We start from the raw sequence: 14,619 nt of genomic DNA, 5'->3' as shown, positions 1-14,619 counted from the left end.
GTGCTACAAAGCTACGGTCGGGTCGAAGTAAGACGCGGAAAAATCGACACCTCTCAGCTTGAGATCGGTACAAAACTTTGGTCGAATGCCTGTGGCTCTGAACGAGCCGAGTACGGTTCCATTGCTATCGACACCCTCGCGAGCGAAGCGGAAGATCTCTTGCATCTGGACGACGTCACCCTCCATGCCGGTCACCTCGCTGAGGCTCACCATCCTGCGCGTTCCATCGCTGAGCCGCTGAAGTTGAATGACGACCTGGATCGCCGAGGCGATCTGCGTTCTGATCGAGTTCAACGACATTGGAAGGCCCGACATGCCGACCATCTGTTCGAGCCGGCGAATGGCGTCGCGCGGAGTGTTCGCGTGAATCGTCGTCATCGATCCTTCATGGCCCGTGTTCATGGCCTGAAGCATATCGAACGCCTCCTCGCCGCGCACCTCGCCGATGATGATGCGGTCGGGGCGCATGCGCAGCGCGTTCTTGACGAGTTCCCGCTGGCGGATTTCGCCCTTGCCCTCCGCGTTCGGCGGACGGGTTTCGAGGCGGCTCACATGATGTTGCTGGAGCTGAAGTTCGGCCGCATCCTCGATGGTAATCAGGCGCTCCTTCGGAGAGATGAACGTGGATAGGACGTTGAGCATCGTCGTCTTGCCGCTGCCAGTCCCTCCTGAGACGATCATCGAGACGCGACCGTGGACGGCGGCCTTCAGCACCTCCGCGATCGAGGGTCGCAGCGCGCCGACCTCGATCAGGCGATCCATCGAGAACGGGCGTTTCGAGAATTTCCGGATGGAGACCTGCGGGCCATCGACGGCGACGGGCCGGATCGCCGCGTTGACGCGGGAGCCGTCCGGCAGGCGGGCGTCTACCATCGGCGAGGACTCGTCGACGCGACGGCCGACCTTCGCGACGATCTTTGTGACGATACGCAGAAGGTGCGCTTCGTCCTTGAACCGAACGGTGGTCGGCTCAAGTTGGCCCCCTCGCTCAACATAGACGGACTCGTGAGAGTTGATCAGGATGTCACTGATCGTAGGATCCTTGAGCAACGGCTCGATCGGGCCGAGTCCGACCATCTCATCAAATACCTCGTCGGCAAACGTCTCGAATTCGGTCTGGTTGAGTGGAATCCTCTCGGTTTTCACGTATTCCGAGACGAAGTTGCGGACGTGGCGGTTCAGTTCGTCGGCGGGAATTTTGTCGAGAAGCGCGAGATTGAATTCGTCGATGATTTTTGCGTGAAGCTTCACCTTCTCGTCGATGAGGGCGGGCCGGCTGACCTTGGGTACTGCAACGGAGGCGATCTCCTCCGACCGGGAGGGGACAGGCTCGCTGGCAGGGGTCGCATCCGGTTCGACAGCACGCCGCCAGCGCCCCGAGATGATCGGCTTCACTGGGAGCCTCCCGCGTTGCTTGAGACGGTCGTGAGGTGCGGCCGGGCGTCGCGGGCGCGCTGGTCGATCCACTCCGCGACCTTGGCGATGTCCCGTGCCGAGCGACTTCGGGGAGCGGATGCGCTGAGCGACCGCCCCAGGTTGACGGCTTCCTCGGCCTGTCCGGCATCCTGGCGCACGAACAAGACGGTCTGCTGGTTCAGCACGGAGGTGATATCGCGACTCTGGACGGCGCCGCCGAACCAGCGTTGCTCAAAGCGGCTGATCACAGTGGCAATCCGACTGGGCGGCACGGAGAGCGCGGTGAGGCGGCGCACGCGCTCGGCGGCGCGCTTGATGGAGGGCACCGTCTGCCTGGCGGACACGACCACGGCGTCAGACCCGCCGAGCAGGTTTCCCAGCCAGGAAAACCATATCCATGGCAGATCAATATGAATGAGATCGTATCGCAGAGACAGTGCATCGAGGAGCGTGAAGACAGCAACCTCGCCCTGGCCGGCGAGATCGATTTCGCTCGGAGCGCTGCAGAAGAAATCTACACCGGACGAATGAGTTGTCTTCAGCAGCTCGATCAGATGACTGTCCAGCCGGTTTGGATCTGCGGTGATCTCGGCCAGGTCGAAGCGCGGCTCGATGTCGAGGAAGTCCGGGATGGAACTGTGGTCCAGATTGAGGTCCAGAACGGCCACGCGCCGGCGTTGATGGCCTTTCCGGGAGGCGAGCGCGATGGCCGTCTCGGCCGCGTGCGTCGTATTGCCGACGCCGCCTCCGGCGGGGAGGAAACTCACGATTGCAGCGGCATGCGCTTCCGCCGGTGCTCGGCCTCGCGTGAGCCGGCGGAGAGCTTCGTCGATGTCGGGCGCGAGTGACTGCCACCTGACCCATTCGCCGGTCGCGGATCGCACGAGGTCGCGGTAGATCTCGGCGGGCAGAAGATCGCTCGCGACGATCAGGAAAGGCCCGTCCGGCTTTCGGCTGATGGCCTCGATCATCCCGCGCAAGTGGCTCTGGTCGATGCCCTCGTCGTTCAGGAAAATATGCGTGACGTGTTTGGGGAGGGGCGCCGTCGAGGTGGCGAGGCTCTCCGGTGCGACCGCGGTGATGTCGAAGCCGCGCTGCCGCAGGAGATCCTGGAGGCGCGCGGTGCGCTCGGTGCCGGACCGTCCGATCAGGAACGCGGCGAAGCCCGCGTTGCGCCGCGCTTCAGCAGAGCTTGTCCCTTCCTTCGCGCCGCCCCGCAGCAATCGTGACAGGCCCGCCATGTCTGCTTGCCCACTCGTTGGTTGCCTTCAATTAGCAGCGCCCCGCTTCACTACGTGCCCGTACGAGCCAATTGCGGCACCCTCGGCCGAGATCAACTCCTGCAGGCGCGAGGGCTTGCCGGGATTTTTGCTCTTCGGAAGCTCGGTCTGGCCACCCAGGAAATAATCCGCGTCATTCGTGGGCATGCGAGTGTCCAGCGGTGTGGCGAGGGGCTGCCCTGGCTTGCTCGGCTTCACCAGATGAGGCGTGACGATGACCACCAACTCCGTGTCGCGCTGGCGAAACTCCTTGCTGCTGAACAGCGCGCCGAGCACGGGGATGGAGCCGAGCCAGGGCAATTGCTCGAGGTTCTTCTCGTTCACGGCCTGCAGGAGGCCGGCGATCGCGAAGCTCTGTCCGTCGCGCATCTCGATATTGGTGCGGGCGCGGCGCTTGGAGAGCCCTGGAACCGTCACGAGACCGGTGTTGACCGAGATCGCCGGGTCGATCTCGCTCACCTCCGGTTCGAGCTGAAGATTGATGAGACCGTTGCTCAAGACGGTTGGAGTAAATGTGAGGCGGACACCAAACTCCTTGAAGGTGACCGTGATGGTCGGAACGCCGAGCGCGCCACTGCTCGACGCCGTCGGGATCGGGTATTCACCGCCGGCGAGGAATTCCGCTGGCTGCCCGGACGACGCCACAAGGTTCGGCTCAGCCAGGCGCCTGGCCAAACCCTGCGTCTCGAGAGCGCTGATGAACAGATCAACCTTGGCACTGTTGCTGTTGATCAAGCGCGCGGCGAACTGGCCGAACTGCGGTGCGGCGACCGTGCTGAGCGCGGCGCCCGCGACGGCCGGAATGGCGTTGCTCAGAAGGCCGATGCCATTCCCTCCAGGGGCCGTCGTCAGGGCTTCGGGCGTTGCGGCCACGGTCCCGGACCGACCCGCGACAGACCGATTCGTTCCTTCCCAGCGCACGCCCAAGTCACGGCCCGCCGTGCGGTCGATCTCGATGAACCGCACCTTGAGCATCACTTGCTGAGTGGAGCGAACCGTCGTCATGTTCATGACGCCGCCCGGCGCGAGATTGCTGGCGAGCGCCACGGCGCGATCGGCCGCGACCGCGTCCTCGGCGGTCCCGGTCAGAACCGCCTTATCGCCCTCTGTGGTAAATCTGACGCCCCTGGCTCCTGAGCCGCCCAAGACCTTCGCGCCGATGTTGCCGGCATCCAGCCCCACTTCGACATCGACGACCCCGATCACCTTCTTGTTCGCGTCGACCAAGGAGACGTTCGTCGTCCCGACTTCCTTGCCGAGGATGTAAAGTGTCTGATCGCTGAGTGGGATCACCTCGGCAATTTTCGACGCGCCGATCAGAATATCCGAGAATGGTGCGACAACGCGCATGGTCTGAGACTTGTTCACCGGGACGCGCACGCGCGTAACGGTAATCGTCTCGCCTGCAGCGGGTGCTGATCGCCGCATGCTCCCGTCTTGCGCTTGTGCAGGCTCACCGTTCCATCCGATCAGAAATAGCGCCGCCAATCCGGCATACCTGCTGCGCCACGGTCGCATCAATCTAACCCCATTCACGAAACCCATAATTGGGGCAATCGATTGCTACAAGGCTAGCGACCGTGGTGAACGCCTCTTCAAAGCGCTTCGGAGCGGAGGTGGTGCCTTTTTGCCACCGCTCCGGCCGGTCGGTCGGCGCGCTACCGCTATCGTGGGTGCATCTCCTGTCCGAGCCCGCAACTTGAGCCAAAAAAGACTCTGCGGCGGCAGTCCAGACACACCCCTGTGCTCAACGACTCTCAATGACTACACTATACTGCTCTCTGCGGACACCATCCCGCACCACATTAACTGTGCGCGTGGCATCCCTGACGATGGGCGCCGGCTGAGCTGTCAACACGGGCAGGTCCTGCTGAGCTCGCGAGCGCTTGAGTTCTTCGATGCGGGCCTCCAACCGCGCGATCCGTTCTTTGGCATCGTCCTTTGGTCCCGCGATCTCGGGCCGTCCGAGATCCGCGACGGTCACGCGTGACGGCGTGTCCGAGGTCGCATTCCCGGCCTTGTTGAGGATCAATGACAGGCGCCCGACGCCCTGAGCGAGAATAATTTTTTGGGCCTGCACTGGGTTGAGTTCGAGGGTCACGGCGCGCGCGACGGTCGGCTTGTCGGCGTGGTCGTTCGCAAGTTGATCGATCGCCAGAACCTTCACATTTTGGAGCAGGATGTCGGCAAAGCCCTTCGACTCACGCGCCTCTTCATCCCGAGTAAGTACGACGTCGACCCTGTCGTTGGGAAGGATGAAACCAGCCACGCCTCGCACATCGTCGACGCGCACGGCGACAGCGCGCATCCCTTCTTCGATGAGTGTCGACAGCGTCGCCCGCTGTCCGGGCCCGGTGATCTTACCCGCGAGGACAACCTCGTTCCGCGCGATCGACGAGAGGACCACACGACGCTCCCCACGCAGAAGTTCATCCCTCGTCGCGAATGATCCTTCGAGGCGCGTCTCGGATGGCCAGTCAATCTCTGTCGTGTTCTCGGGGGTCAGTTGCGTTCCGAAAGGCAACGGCTGTGTTGCGACGACGATCGTGTGCGCCGGCAGTGGGGCGGGACCGACCGACGAAACGCTCATGAGATAGCTGCGGGCGAGGAAGGCCGCCGATCCTCCTAAAGCCAATGCCAGTACCAGGGTGAGAGTGGAGCCCAGTCGCATAACCTTCCCCACAAACAGAGATCGCTGCCAGCAGTGAAGGCATGACCTGCATCCGGCAGCTAAGAACCAATCCCGGGCCAGCTAGTGCAAAACCTGAATCAGCCCGCTTCCACAGTATCCATGAAGGAGTGGTCAGCCAGGCCTCTGGGCCCTTCAGCGAACTCGCCGTCGACTAAGCGAAAGCCTTTGTAACGGAAAACCAATATGCTCAGCGTCTCCACAGATGTCGCCGGAAGGTGACTCGCAAAGCGCAGCCTTGGCATATTAGTTTGGCAGAATGGTAGTGTAGCTGCCTGAAATCGTGGCGAATGCGCTGACAGGATGAGTTCGCTGAGACCATTACGAGCGCGTCTCAGACCCGAGAAGCCTGATCCGCTTCTTGAGTTGCTGCAACCCTGTCGTGCCGTTCTCAGGCTTTTACGGCAGTGCGCTATTCAGAGCCGTCCACTTGCCGTTGATCCAAGTGCCAACGCCGCCAATGGTCGCGATCACCGCAACGAGGAGGATCCCGAGAAGGACAGTGTACTCCACCAGGGCCGCCCCGTCCTCGTCCCGGAGAAACTTGCTCAACCTGTTCATGTCATCCTCCCATTCTGTCCCGTGGCGATCATGCATCCCATAGCTGTGCCCGGCAGCGATTGCTCTTTCGTGAGTTGCTGCAATCCCGCCGGGTCGTTCTCAGGCTCTGACTACTTCAGTGCGCTATTCAGAGCCGTCCACTTGCCGTTGACCCAAGTGCCAACGCCGCCAATGGTCGCGATCACCGCAACGAGGAGGATCCCGAGAAGGACAGTGTACTCCACCAGGGCCGCCCCGTCCTCGTCCCGGAGAAACTTGCTCAACCTGTTCATGTCATCCCCCTGTTTGCACTCCGACGAGATCGGGCCCTGGAATTTTGTGCCACAGCGTACCGGCGTCGGTGTGACCTGATTAACACTATCTTAACCGGCCTGTGTCAAGACCTAGTGTGGGGATAACTGATGGACCGCAGGCGATTTAGTACATACTACATTTGAATTAGGGCGTTCTAAGATCCAAATCACAGACTTGTTTGAGCAAGGGTGACGCTGTTATGAATCGGCTGCCGGCAGTTCAGTTTGCGGGAATCTGCGTTTGCGCGATAGTGCTGGCAGCCGATCAAGTAGCGGCTCTGGCACTGTGGTACTGGCCGAATTCGCCCACCATGTGGTGGATTAGTTTAGAGTTACTGAGTTTTCTGAAACTTGGACAGCACCCCGCGTCTCCGGTCCGTTCCCTTTTCTCGGAAGGTTCCGCCGCACTTGCGGCTGGAATAATTAGCCTAGCTCTTTTGGCCTACTACCATCGCTCTCGGCTTGTTCTGGCGATCCTGTCAAATTGCTGCTTCGTCGCCGTCTTGGGCCTAGCGTACTCCGTATTCGCGCAGTTCGGGACTTCGGAAATGGCGTCGTTGGCTCCTCGCGCCGTCCTGTTTGACTGGGATGGCGCGGCGGCTTCGATCCTGGCGGGCATAGCTCTTGCGGCCTTCATGTGCAGCCACCTGTCGTACCTGCGCTCGTTCGTAGGCGATGCGACGAGCGATAGGTGAGCACCAGGGAAATGCAGTCAGCCTCGTTCGGTCATCCGATCGCGAGTCGCATTGATTGCTGACAGTCGCCGTGTTCCGTGGCTCGTATTGCGGCGCGGTGATCACCCGCCGCGCGACGAGAGTCCGTGACACGCGGGCGATGTTGATCGGAACAAACTGGTGCTCCACGCTTGACTGTGGGCGACGTGGCGGGTTGAAGTTGTCTTCAAGGCGACGAGCGCGATGGCCAGAGGGATGTTGGGGGCACGTGTGAGAGCATTGATGATCGCGGCCGTTCTCGGCTGCACGGTGGGCGGGTGCAACTCGGCTTTATACGTCGATATGAAGGACACTGTCGACAGTTCCAGCGGCGAGGCGGTTGCCCACAATCTGGCAATGCACGTGATTGATCCTTGGCCTGAGCATGCCAGAAACACCAACATCGGCGGCAATGGTGTTCGCACTCAGGCGGCCGTCGAGCGCTACTGCCGAGATCAGATCAAGACAGCGCCTCAGGGGAGCTTCGCCGCAGGATCAGCGCCAGGCGGCGGCGGCCTCGCCATTAATCTCGGAAGTTCCGCTCCCTCTGGGCCGGAAGCGAATGGGGAGGGCAAACGCCAGCGTGGTTGTGTCTAGAGCATTTTCGCTTCAGGTAGACGCATTCGATGCTGCTCTGCCAAGGGCATGCGGCTTAATGTGAGTCCACGTAGGTCGAAAATGCTCTAGTAGGCTGGGATTCGCCTGATCGGGGGAACTGTGGTCTGCCTTGGATCTGCTGGAGTTTTCGGGCGGGCGTTCAGCCGATCGGTGCTGAGCGGCCCGGCGCCGCCCGATCGGGTTGTCAGGCGGTGTGTCCAGTATTTGCCGGCACGTCGCTGCCCCTGTGTGGCGGGTTCCTCGCAGGCCTGGCCTCGTAGGTCGGCGGGAGCTCTGGTGAGCGCGCCGGTTCGCAGAGACGGTGCCCGCCGGGCGCTTCAGGAGACCCGGCGAACCGGTAGGGTGGAGGGCGAAGTTGGGCAGTGCGGACTCGGTCAGCTGGTGCATGCCATGGCGGGACGTTTGACATCGGACAGCAATGCCGGTGGCAAGCGTTGTTCGGACGAGGAGCACGGCGTAGCGCAGGTGACGGGGTCCAATCTGCTTTCGGCGGCAGCCACTCCCGGCGTGGGTTTTCTGCGCGGTGTGGCCGGGGTGCGAGTGTGCAGCCGCTGCAGGCCGGCGCCGGTCATCATCGTGCTCCTCGCCGCACTGGCGGCTGCGCCGCGCTCCCCGCGCGCGCAGGGCGCCGGCGAACTTCTCCCGCAGGTGGGGGAAACACTGAGCGAATTCCAGGCTCGACTGCGCGGCTCGCCTGCTGAGGCTGGCTCACAGCCAGGCATTGTGACGATCACAGCCGACGCGAAGGGCCATTTCACCACCGATGGCATTATCAATGGCGAGAAGATCCGCCTCTTAGTGGATACGGGGGCCACGACTCTGGCGCTGTCGCACCGAGACGCGGAGAAGATCGGCATCCGCTTGTCGCCGAACGACTATCGCGGGCAGGTCATGACGGCGAATGGCCGGACGGCGGTGGCTCCGATTACGGTTCGTCAGATCCAAATCGGCAACATCGTGATGAGGGAGGTCGATGCGGTGGTCATGAAGCCGGACGCCATCGAGGTCAGCCTCCTGGGCATGTCGTTCCTGGCGCGCTTGAGCGGATTCGAGACATCCGGGCGAACGCTCACCCTGAAGCAGTAGCCGAGCCGCTGACAGCCCGCGCCCTTGCGGCGCGGGTGCTTGGCTGGTCGTGGCATCCGCCGCTCACGGTGCTCCATATCTGTCCCGTTCATCCTTTCCGGACGAGCACAGGTCGAGAATAGCGCTCCTCGTGTCTCCGTCGCTTCAGCGCGATCGGACATTGTTTTCTGAGATGGCCCCAGGGGAGAGCAGGGTAGTAGGTCGTCGACCAGGGCTCGAATCGGCGAGCAGGAGCCGGGATGATCGGAGCCCGGTATGTCACCACGGGCTCCAGTCCCGCCGGCAGCTCATCGTTGTGTTCGACGAACAGATCGGCGGCTTGGGCAGCGCGAGGGACCGCTTGAAGCCCAAGAGCTGCCATGAGAATGACCACAACGCGCATCAACTTCCCCCATCTTTGGCTAGGATGCCCTATTCCGCATCGCTGGGAAAGACCTCTGCCGCCGAGTGGGTTCGACACGGACAAGAAAGATCAAGCCCAATGCAGCTTCTTTCCCTGGTTTTCCCGGCGATCATGGCCTATGCGGCAGCCAGCGATCTCCTCACCATGAGGATCCCGAACTTCATTTCGGTGGCTCTCATCGTCATTTTTTTCGGACTGGCGATCCTCGTGGGCGTGGATTGGAGTACCGTGGCATGGCATGCGGCCGCCGGGGCGACGATGCTCGTCGTCTGCTTCCTCATGTATGCGCTCGGCTGGATCGGGGGCGGCGACGCCAAGCTCGCCGCAGCGACCGTGCTCTGGCTTGGCTTCACGCCCGTGTTGTTGGATTACCTGCTCATTGTCGGCCTCGTGGGCGGGATGATGGGAGTGCTGTTTCTGTCGATCCGTCGCTTCCCCCTTCCAGCTTTCGCACTCACGTGGGAATGGCTGGTGCGGCTCCATGACAAGAAGGCCGGTGTTCCGTACGGTATTGCATTGGCGGCAGCTGGTCTGGCGGTCTACCCGGATTCTCTCCTGTCGCTGAAGCTCCTAGGCACAGTGTAAGGACGCGCGGTGAAGGAATCGCGCTCACTCCGGAGACGCGCGGGATCTGGAGCGGCTTGCAACGCGCCCGGGCCTGCAGATGCTCCGGGGCGACCACCCGCGCGCGAGCCGGGTCGAGCACCGTCGGTGCGGCTGCCCCGGCAGGTTCCGGCGACCGGTCGCGCCAGGCCCCGCGGATGGTGTCGAGAGACCTCGTCTGCGGGACTTCGGCGCGATCGGGGCGCCGGATGTGCGAACGATAATCCGGGTGCGGTCGCGTGTCTCGTGCGCGAGACAGGAACTATCCAGCGTGGGTGACCTTCCAACGGCTCTTCGTCCCCTCCGTCGCGGGCCATAGCTCATGGGAGAGAGGCGGATGCAATCGCCTGGTCAGCATCAGCCGCCCAGCTGGTCGAGCACCGCCTGTAGGATGTTGGAGTAGTTGTCCGTCCAGGGACGGCGGTCAGGATCCGCGAGCACACGCCGCCAGGACGGATCCTGCAGGAGGGACCCGAGGTGGGCCGGATCACGCGCAAGCACCAATAGCTTGACGGCGGCACGCATCGTGCCGAGGTCGGAGACGCCGGTCTCCTGGATCAGCCACGCGGTCAGACCGAGATCGGCACCGACGCGTGCCAGAATGCGGCTCAGGTCGAGGTGTCGATTCGAGATGTGGAATAGGAGCACGCCAGTTCGGTCGAGCTTCGACAGGGCGAGGCGGACGGCTTCCTCGGTGAGGAGATGGGCCGGGATCGCGTCCGACGAGAAGGCATCGAACAGAATAAGGCCGAGGTCAGCGGGCTGTTCGGCCAAGGTGCGGCGGGCATCTCCTAGCACGATCGGCATCGCGGGACCGCACTCGGATAGGAAGCGGAACCGAGCGGGGTCCCGCGCAATACGGATCACTGCGGGGTCGATCTCGAGAAAGGTCCAAGTCTCACTCTCCTGCGCCGCACAGGCGAGGCTGCCGCTGCCGAGCCCGATCACCGCAACACGACCGAGGCTACCGCCCCGAGCGGCGCGGACCGACCGGATCGCAACTCCCATCGGCCCGGCGGGGGCGTAGTAGAGCAGAGGCTCGGGCCGGCGGTCGGCCGGTGTGCCATCGTCCTGGAACAGCCGCATCGCCCCGTGCAGGGTGGTGCCATGCTTGAGCAGGCGGAAGCGTCCGTCCGGTGAGGTCGCGACTGAGTGGACTCCGAAAAATGATCGGACACTCTCGTCCACTGGCCGGCTGCCCACGCCGATGAAAGCGACGAGCGCCGCGAGGCCGGTCACAGTGGTCTGGAGCGGCGCCTTCCACGGCACGAGCAGGAGAATGCAGAGGGCGAGGATCGTGCGCGTCCCAACACCGTCTGCGCCGGTGACGAGGCCGCTGGCCACGACGAGCGCGGTGAGCAGTCCGCACACCAGGGCCGCCCGCGCGATCGCGCGCGCCTGGTCGGTGCGCACGCCGAGGAAATTCCCAGGCCGGCAGATCAGCGCCGCCCCGAGCAGGAACGGGTATTCCAGCACGCTGGAGAACAGGTGCGGCGCGAGGAGCCCGCAGGTGACGCCACCGAGCACACCCCCGAGCGCGATGCAGATGTAGTACTCGGTCAGATGCGCCGGCCCGGGCCGCACCCGATAGAGCGCCGTGTGGCAGAGACAGGCATTGACGAAGAACAGCCCGAGATGCAGGCCGAGACTGGCCCAGAGCCCCGGATTCACCAAGAGACTGAGGATCGCGAGCGCCGTGCCCCAGGCCTGGAGCGGCGCGAGCCAGCGCACCATGCGCGCGGCCCCGTCGCGGAAGGCGATCACAAACGTGAGCAGAAACAGCGCCAGGGGCACGACCCAGAGCAGCGGCGCGGCCGCCACATCTGTGGAGATATGGGCGGTGACCGCGACGAGGAGCCCGGACGGCACGAAGGCGAGCCCGACCCAGGCGGCTCGGCAGCGCCATGTTGTGGGTGCCCCTGACGCAGCGGTGTCGCTTTGGCCCGCCTGACCGGTTACGCAGCCGGCGCAGGTGACCAGGGCGGCGAGCATCGCGAAGCCCACCGCCCAAGCCACAGCCTGAAGACGCAGCGAGGCCAGTGGCTCGATCAGCACCGGATAGGCGAGGAGCGCCGCGAAGGACCCGATGTTGGAGGTCGCGTACAGAAAATAGGGATCGCGGGCGCGCGGGTGGTTGGAGCGGGCGAACCACGCCTGCAGGAGTGGCCCATTCGCCGCCAGCGCGAAGAAAGGCGGCCCGATCGCGACCGTGAAGAGGCCGAGCACCCAGAGCGCCTCGCCCTGCGCGGGCGGGTGCTCCCACCCGGTCGGCAGGTGGAACGGCAGGGTCAGGAGGGCCGCGGTCATGAGTGCGAAGTGGAGGGCGACGGCTCTCCGGGGCGCGAGGAAGCGGGCGAGCAGGTGCGCGTAGAGGTAGCCGCCGAGCAGGGCCGCTTGGAAGAAGACGAGGGCCGCCGACCAAGTGGCAGGCGAACCGCCGAAGATCGGCAGCACCATCTTGGTGAAGAGCGGCTGAACCGAGAAGAGCAGGAAGGCCGAGAGGAACAGGGCGGCGAGCGTCACCCCGAGGTATCCCGTGTGGAGTCTCACGGAGCCGCGCGCGTTAGATGCGACGGAATTCAGGATGGGCGCCACCGCGTGTGTCTCCTTGACGGGAGCGGCCATGATGACCGTCAATGCAGGACGCTCTAGAGAACAAGTTCCGGGCGGGACGTCAATCAATAGCGATTGCCGGCCACCGGCTGGTACATCTGTCATGCGCACCATCCGGTCCGATCCGGCTGACGCTGTCTGCGGGGACTGGTCTGTTCACCAAGGCATTGGGTGATGAATCCACACCGCCAATCGATTGGCGCGCGCCAGGTTCGAACACCAGCGGAACTGGAGGCGGTCTGATGAGGGGCAGCCGGTTTCTCGGCGGCATCGTCTCCCGGATTCACCTGCCACACAGGCCGGTGTCGTGGATGGTCACGGGCGCAACAACGGAAGAGTGAGCTGCGAGGCGGGCGCAACGTGCGAAGGGCAGAGCGAGCGTGGCTGGCGGGCCTTTCAGTGGCAGCCTCAGAAAACGATCACGCACGAGAAGCACGTGTGGCCGTATGGCAAGCTCGGTTCTCAAGATCGTATTCGACGAGCATTGCCTGCTCTTTCAAGATGGGAAGATGCTGAGTCGCCTTTTGGTGTGCAGGGCGAATTGCGACCCTATGATGTTCGAGACGGTCCTCCTGTTCAATCAAATCCGCCGCTCGCCTCGTCTCGTCGAGTTGTGCCTCGATGAGGCCCATGAGTTCGCGCGGGAGCTCGTCAACGCGGTGTACTACGCCAAGACACCTCCTTCGTGCTCAAAGAGGCCGTGCGGGTGACCATCAACGTGGTCGCGAATGGTGGCCACATCGAATTCGTCCGCGCGGACGCCCGAGTCGAGCGGTTCCTCGGCACGAGCGTGATCTGGCGCGTCATCGAAGGGCTGCTGCTGGCGCTCGGTAACGCGAGCCCGATCGCTGCGCATTGATTGCCGGCCTTGGCTGGTGCCTAGTCTGTGGTGTACGGCATCGCAGCCGCGCGGAGGGAACTCGGTTCGAATGTCAGCAGAGCCCTGGTGTGGTGCTTCGTCGAACCTGGCTTGAAGAGACGCGTCATGGGACAGGTTCTTCACGGCAACGCCATACGCCTACATTCTGGTTCGCTCCGGAGACCCCACATGATGCTTGATAGCCTAGCAGGCACGCATGATGGTCTACCGTCTCGCGGCGCTTGCTGCTGATAGTGGGATGCCAAGGATGCGGCAACAGATGCTCACCGAAAGAGCGGCTGGGGATGTCGGTCTTGCCTCTCTTTTTTCCCAGGCTCTGACCCTGCTGGTCGGGGCGCTCTTTATTATCACGACTGCGAACGCGGGTAGCGTCAGACGTGAGCTGATTGCAGGTGAGGAGGGCTGGGTATTTGAAGAATTCGGGAAAGACCTTGCGGTCCTTCGGGCTTCTCTGATGGAGCGAGGCGGGATTTCTCCGGGGCTCATCCTCTTTGCATGCAACAAGAACACTTGGCGAATGCGGGTAATTGTTCCGCAAGACACGTCTCAGCAGCAGCAAAGCGCTCCGATGCGGGGGCAGTTCATGTCGCGAACCAGAGGATTCAGAGGTTCGAAGGATACCTCGACAAATCTTGCAGAAGCGAGGGTACTTGGCGGCGGATCTTTCGAGCTGGTCGAAAATTCCTTTAGTTACCAAACTGTCCGGGATATCACTGCAAGTTTTCGAAAATCAGCGCGCTTGATTGAGCTTGCAATTCGTCAGGAAAATGATGCAGGAAGTTTTGAGAAAGTTCAGACTATGACCATTTTCCTCGACCAAACTGCTGAAATGGTGCTCGCAAGCAGTGCCTTCCTGTATGCCTGCTCAAGAAATTCATGAGGCGGCTTAGGGCTTTTTGAGAACCGTTGTGACCAGACTGGCGGCGGCAAGTGGGTGCTGATCGAGGTCGAGGCCAACCCGGTTTGCCAGACCGTGCTGCTGCAGGTGCAGCGCATCTTCTGTCGGTGCGTGCGGACGGGCAAGGTGCCCGAGGTCTTTGGAGATCAAGCTCCGAAGGCGAAGCTGCCGGCCGTAACCGTCGTCGACCCGACCGCCTCGAATGCCTGGGCGGAGTACGCAGCGGTGTTTGCCAGAACGTGCGCCGTGCACGCGAAGCACGAGAGCGCCAGGGCGGTGCTGAAGGCGCTGGCTCCGGAGGACGCGAAAGAAGCCGCCGGTCACGGCCTTTGTACCCAAGCGCTCCCGGGCGGGCACGATCAACTTCGAGTTCGTGGCGCAGGGAGGCCAGCATGCGCCTGTCCAGTAGCGCCATCGGTCAGCTCGCCGGCGCGTTAGCCTAAGCGCGGGCCGAGCTCACCAACCCAGTCAAAAGTCTGTCGGCCGTCTTGGACCGGCCGGGAAGGGGAGGGGGTAGATCGTATCGCTACGCGCCGCTCTCGGCGGGGCTCGACATCCTCCGAAAA

At 63.0% G+C, this 14,619-nt stretch carries 13 protein-coding genes; 6 read left to right on the top strand and 7 right to left on the bottom strand.

All coding sequences use genetic code 11. The features are described from left to right. Nucleotides 1-3 precede the first annotated feature (3 nt). The 6 genes from MNOD_RS12270 to MNOD_RS12245 all read right to left on the bottom strand — a co-directional run bounded on the left by MNOD_RS12270 (nucleotide 4) and on the right by MNOD_RS12245 (nucleotide 6,218). The gene (locus MNOD_RS12270; protein ID WP_015929212.1) at nucleotides 4-1,395 is read right to left on the bottom strand and encodes a TadA family conjugal transfer-associated ATPase; all 1,392 of its coding nucleotides are present in this window, start codon (nucleotides 1,393-1,395) and stop codon (nucleotides 4-6) included. Continuing rightward, nucleotides 1,392-2,657 (bottom strand): CpaE/TadZ family protein, encoded by a 1,266-nt coding sequence (locus tag MNOD_RS12265; RefSeq protein WP_015929211.1) that lies wholly within the window; start codon nucleotides 2,655-2,657, stop codon nucleotides 1,392-1,394. Before MNOD_RS12265 ends, MNOD_RS12270 begins: the two co-directional genes overlap by 4 nt. A gap of 27 nt (nucleotides 2,658-2,684) precedes the next feature. Further along, a complete protein-coding gene (locus tag MNOD_RS12260) occupies nucleotides 2,685-4,124 on the bottom strand; it encodes a type II and III secretion system protein family protein (RefSeq protein ID WP_015929210.1) in 1,440 nt (479 codons plus the stop codon). A gap of 319 nt (nucleotides 4,125-4,443) precedes the next feature. Beyond that, nucleotides 4,444-5,367 (bottom strand): Flp pilus assembly protein CpaB, encoded by a 924-nt coding sequence (gene cpaB, locus MNOD_RS12255; protein WP_015929209.1) that lies wholly within the window; start codon nucleotides 5,365-5,367, stop codon nucleotides 4,444-4,446. 417 nt (nucleotides 5,368-5,784) lie between these two features. After that, nucleotides 5,785-5,946, bottom strand: a complete 162-nt coding sequence (locus MNOD_RS12250; RefSeq protein WP_015929208.1) for a Flp family type IVb pilin — start codon at nucleotides 5,944-5,946, stop codon at nucleotides 5,785-5,787. Nucleotides 5,947-6,056: 110 nt separating this feature from the next. Beyond that, complete coding sequence (locus MNOD_RS12245; RefSeq protein ID WP_015929207.1) at nucleotides 6,057-6,218, bottom strand: Flp family type IVb pilin; 162 nt, start codon at nucleotides 6,216-6,218, stop codon at nucleotides 6,057-6,059. A 977-nt stretch (nucleotides 6,219-7,195) separates the two neighbouring features. Here MNOD_RS12245 and MNOD_RS46420 point away from each other — a divergent pair. The 3 genes from MNOD_RS46420 (at nucleotide 7,196) to MNOD_RS12230 (ending at nucleotide 9,644) form a co-directional block, all read left to right on the top strand. Further along, nucleotides 7,196-7,549, top strand: a complete 354-nt coding sequence (locus tag MNOD_RS46420) for a hypothetical protein (RefSeq protein ID WP_015929206.1) — start codon at nucleotides 7,196-7,198, stop codon at nucleotides 7,547-7,549. A 411-nt stretch (nucleotides 7,550-7,960) separates the two neighbouring features. Next, nucleotides 7,961-8,656, top strand: a complete 696-nt coding sequence (locus tag MNOD_RS41410) for a retropepsin-like aspartic protease family protein (protein WP_157091444.1) — start codon at nucleotides 7,961-7,963, stop codon at nucleotides 8,654-8,656. 481 nt (nucleotides 8,657-9,137) lie between these two features. Further along, the gene (locus MNOD_RS12230) at nucleotides 9,138-9,644 is read left to right on the top strand and encodes an A24 family peptidase (RefSeq protein ID WP_015929204.1); all 507 of its coding nucleotides are present in this window, start codon (nucleotides 9,138-9,140) and stop codon (nucleotides 9,642-9,644) included. 375 nt (nucleotides 9,645-10,019) lie between these two features. On the opposite strand, the gene MNOD_RS12225 is transcribed toward MNOD_RS12230, so the two are convergent. Next, nucleotides 10,020-12,287 (bottom strand): fused MFS/spermidine synthase, encoded by a 2,268-nt coding sequence (locus MNOD_RS12225; RefSeq protein WP_198157598.1) that lies wholly within the window; start codon nucleotides 12,285-12,287, stop codon nucleotides 10,020-10,022. 694 nt (nucleotides 12,288-12,981) lie between these two features. Here MNOD_RS12225 and MNOD_RS46415 point away from each other — a divergent pair. The 3 genes from MNOD_RS46415 to MNOD_RS46405 all read left to right on the top strand — a co-directional run bounded on the left by MNOD_RS46415 (nucleotide 12,982) and on the right by MNOD_RS46405 (nucleotide 14,491). Continuing rightward, a complete protein-coding gene (locus tag MNOD_RS46415) occupies nucleotides 12,982-13,134 on the top strand; it encodes a hypothetical protein (protein ID WP_015929201.1) in 153 nt (50 codons plus the stop codon). Nucleotides 13,135-13,351: 217 nt separating this feature from the next. After that, complete coding sequence (locus tag MNOD_RS46410; RefSeq protein WP_015929200.1) at nucleotides 13,352-14,035, top strand: hypothetical protein; 684 nt, start codon at nucleotides 13,352-13,354, stop codon at nucleotides 14,033-14,035. 54 nt (nucleotides 14,036-14,089) lie between these two features. Then, a complete protein-coding gene (locus tag MNOD_RS46405) occupies nucleotides 14,090-14,491 on the top strand; it encodes a hypothetical protein (RefSeq protein WP_015929199.1) in 402 nt (133 codons plus the stop codon). Nucleotides 14,492-14,619: the final 128 nt, after the last annotated feature.

This window comes from Methylobacterium nodulans ORS 2060, assembly GCF_000022085.1.
GTDB lineage: Bacteria > Pseudomonadota > Alphaproteobacteria > Rhizobiales > Beijerinckiaceae > Methylobacterium > Methylobacterium nodulans.
The sequence above is the reverse complement of the archived record's forward strand: the minus strand, read 5'-3'. Positions and strand labels throughout refer to the sequence as shown.

What these genes read in the sequence shown, in the direction of transcription:
- MNOD_RS12265 (WP_015929211.1), bottom strand. Translation starts at nt 2,657, where the DNA reads ATGGCGGGCCTGTCACGATTGCTGCGGGGCGGCGCGAAGGAAGGGACA.
- MNOD_RS12250 (WP_015929208.1), bottom strand. Translation starts at nt 5,946, where the DNA reads ATGAACAGGTTGAGCAAGTTTCTCCGGGACGAGGACGGGGCGGCCCTG.
- MNOD_RS41410 (WP_157091444.1), top strand. Translation starts at nt 7,961, where the DNA reads ATGGCGGGACGTTTGACATCGGACAGCAATGCCGGTGGCAAGCGTTGT.
- cpaB (WP_015929209.1), bottom strand. Translation starts at nt 5,367, where the DNA reads ATGCGACTGGGCTCCACTCTCACCCTGGTACTGGCATTGGCTTTAGGA.
- MNOD_RS46420 (WP_015929206.1), top strand. Translation starts at nt 7,196, where the DNA reads ATGATCGCGGCCGTTCTCGGCTGCACGGTGGGCGGGTGCAACTCGGCT.
- MNOD_RS46410 (WP_015929200.1), top strand. Translation starts at nt 13,352, where the DNA reads ATGATGGTCTACCGTCTCGCGGCGCTTGCTGCTGATAGTGGGATGCCA.
- MNOD_RS12225 (WP_198157598.1), bottom strand. Translation starts at nt 12,287, where the DNA reads ATGGCCGCTCCCGTCAAGGAGACACACGCGGTGGCGCCCATCCTGAAT.
- MNOD_RS12230 (WP_015929204.1), top strand. Translation starts at nt 9,138, where the DNA reads ATGCAGCTTCTTTCCCTGGTTTTCCCGGCGATCATGGCCTATGCGGCA.
- MNOD_RS12245 (WP_015929207.1), bottom strand. Translation starts at nt 6,218, where the DNA reads ATGAACAGGTTGAGCAAGTTTCTCCGGGACGAGGACGGGGCGGCCCTG.
- MNOD_RS12260 (WP_015929210.1), bottom strand. Translation starts at nt 4,124, where the DNA reads ATGCGGCGATCAGCACCCGCTGCAGGCGAGACGATTACCGTTACGCGC.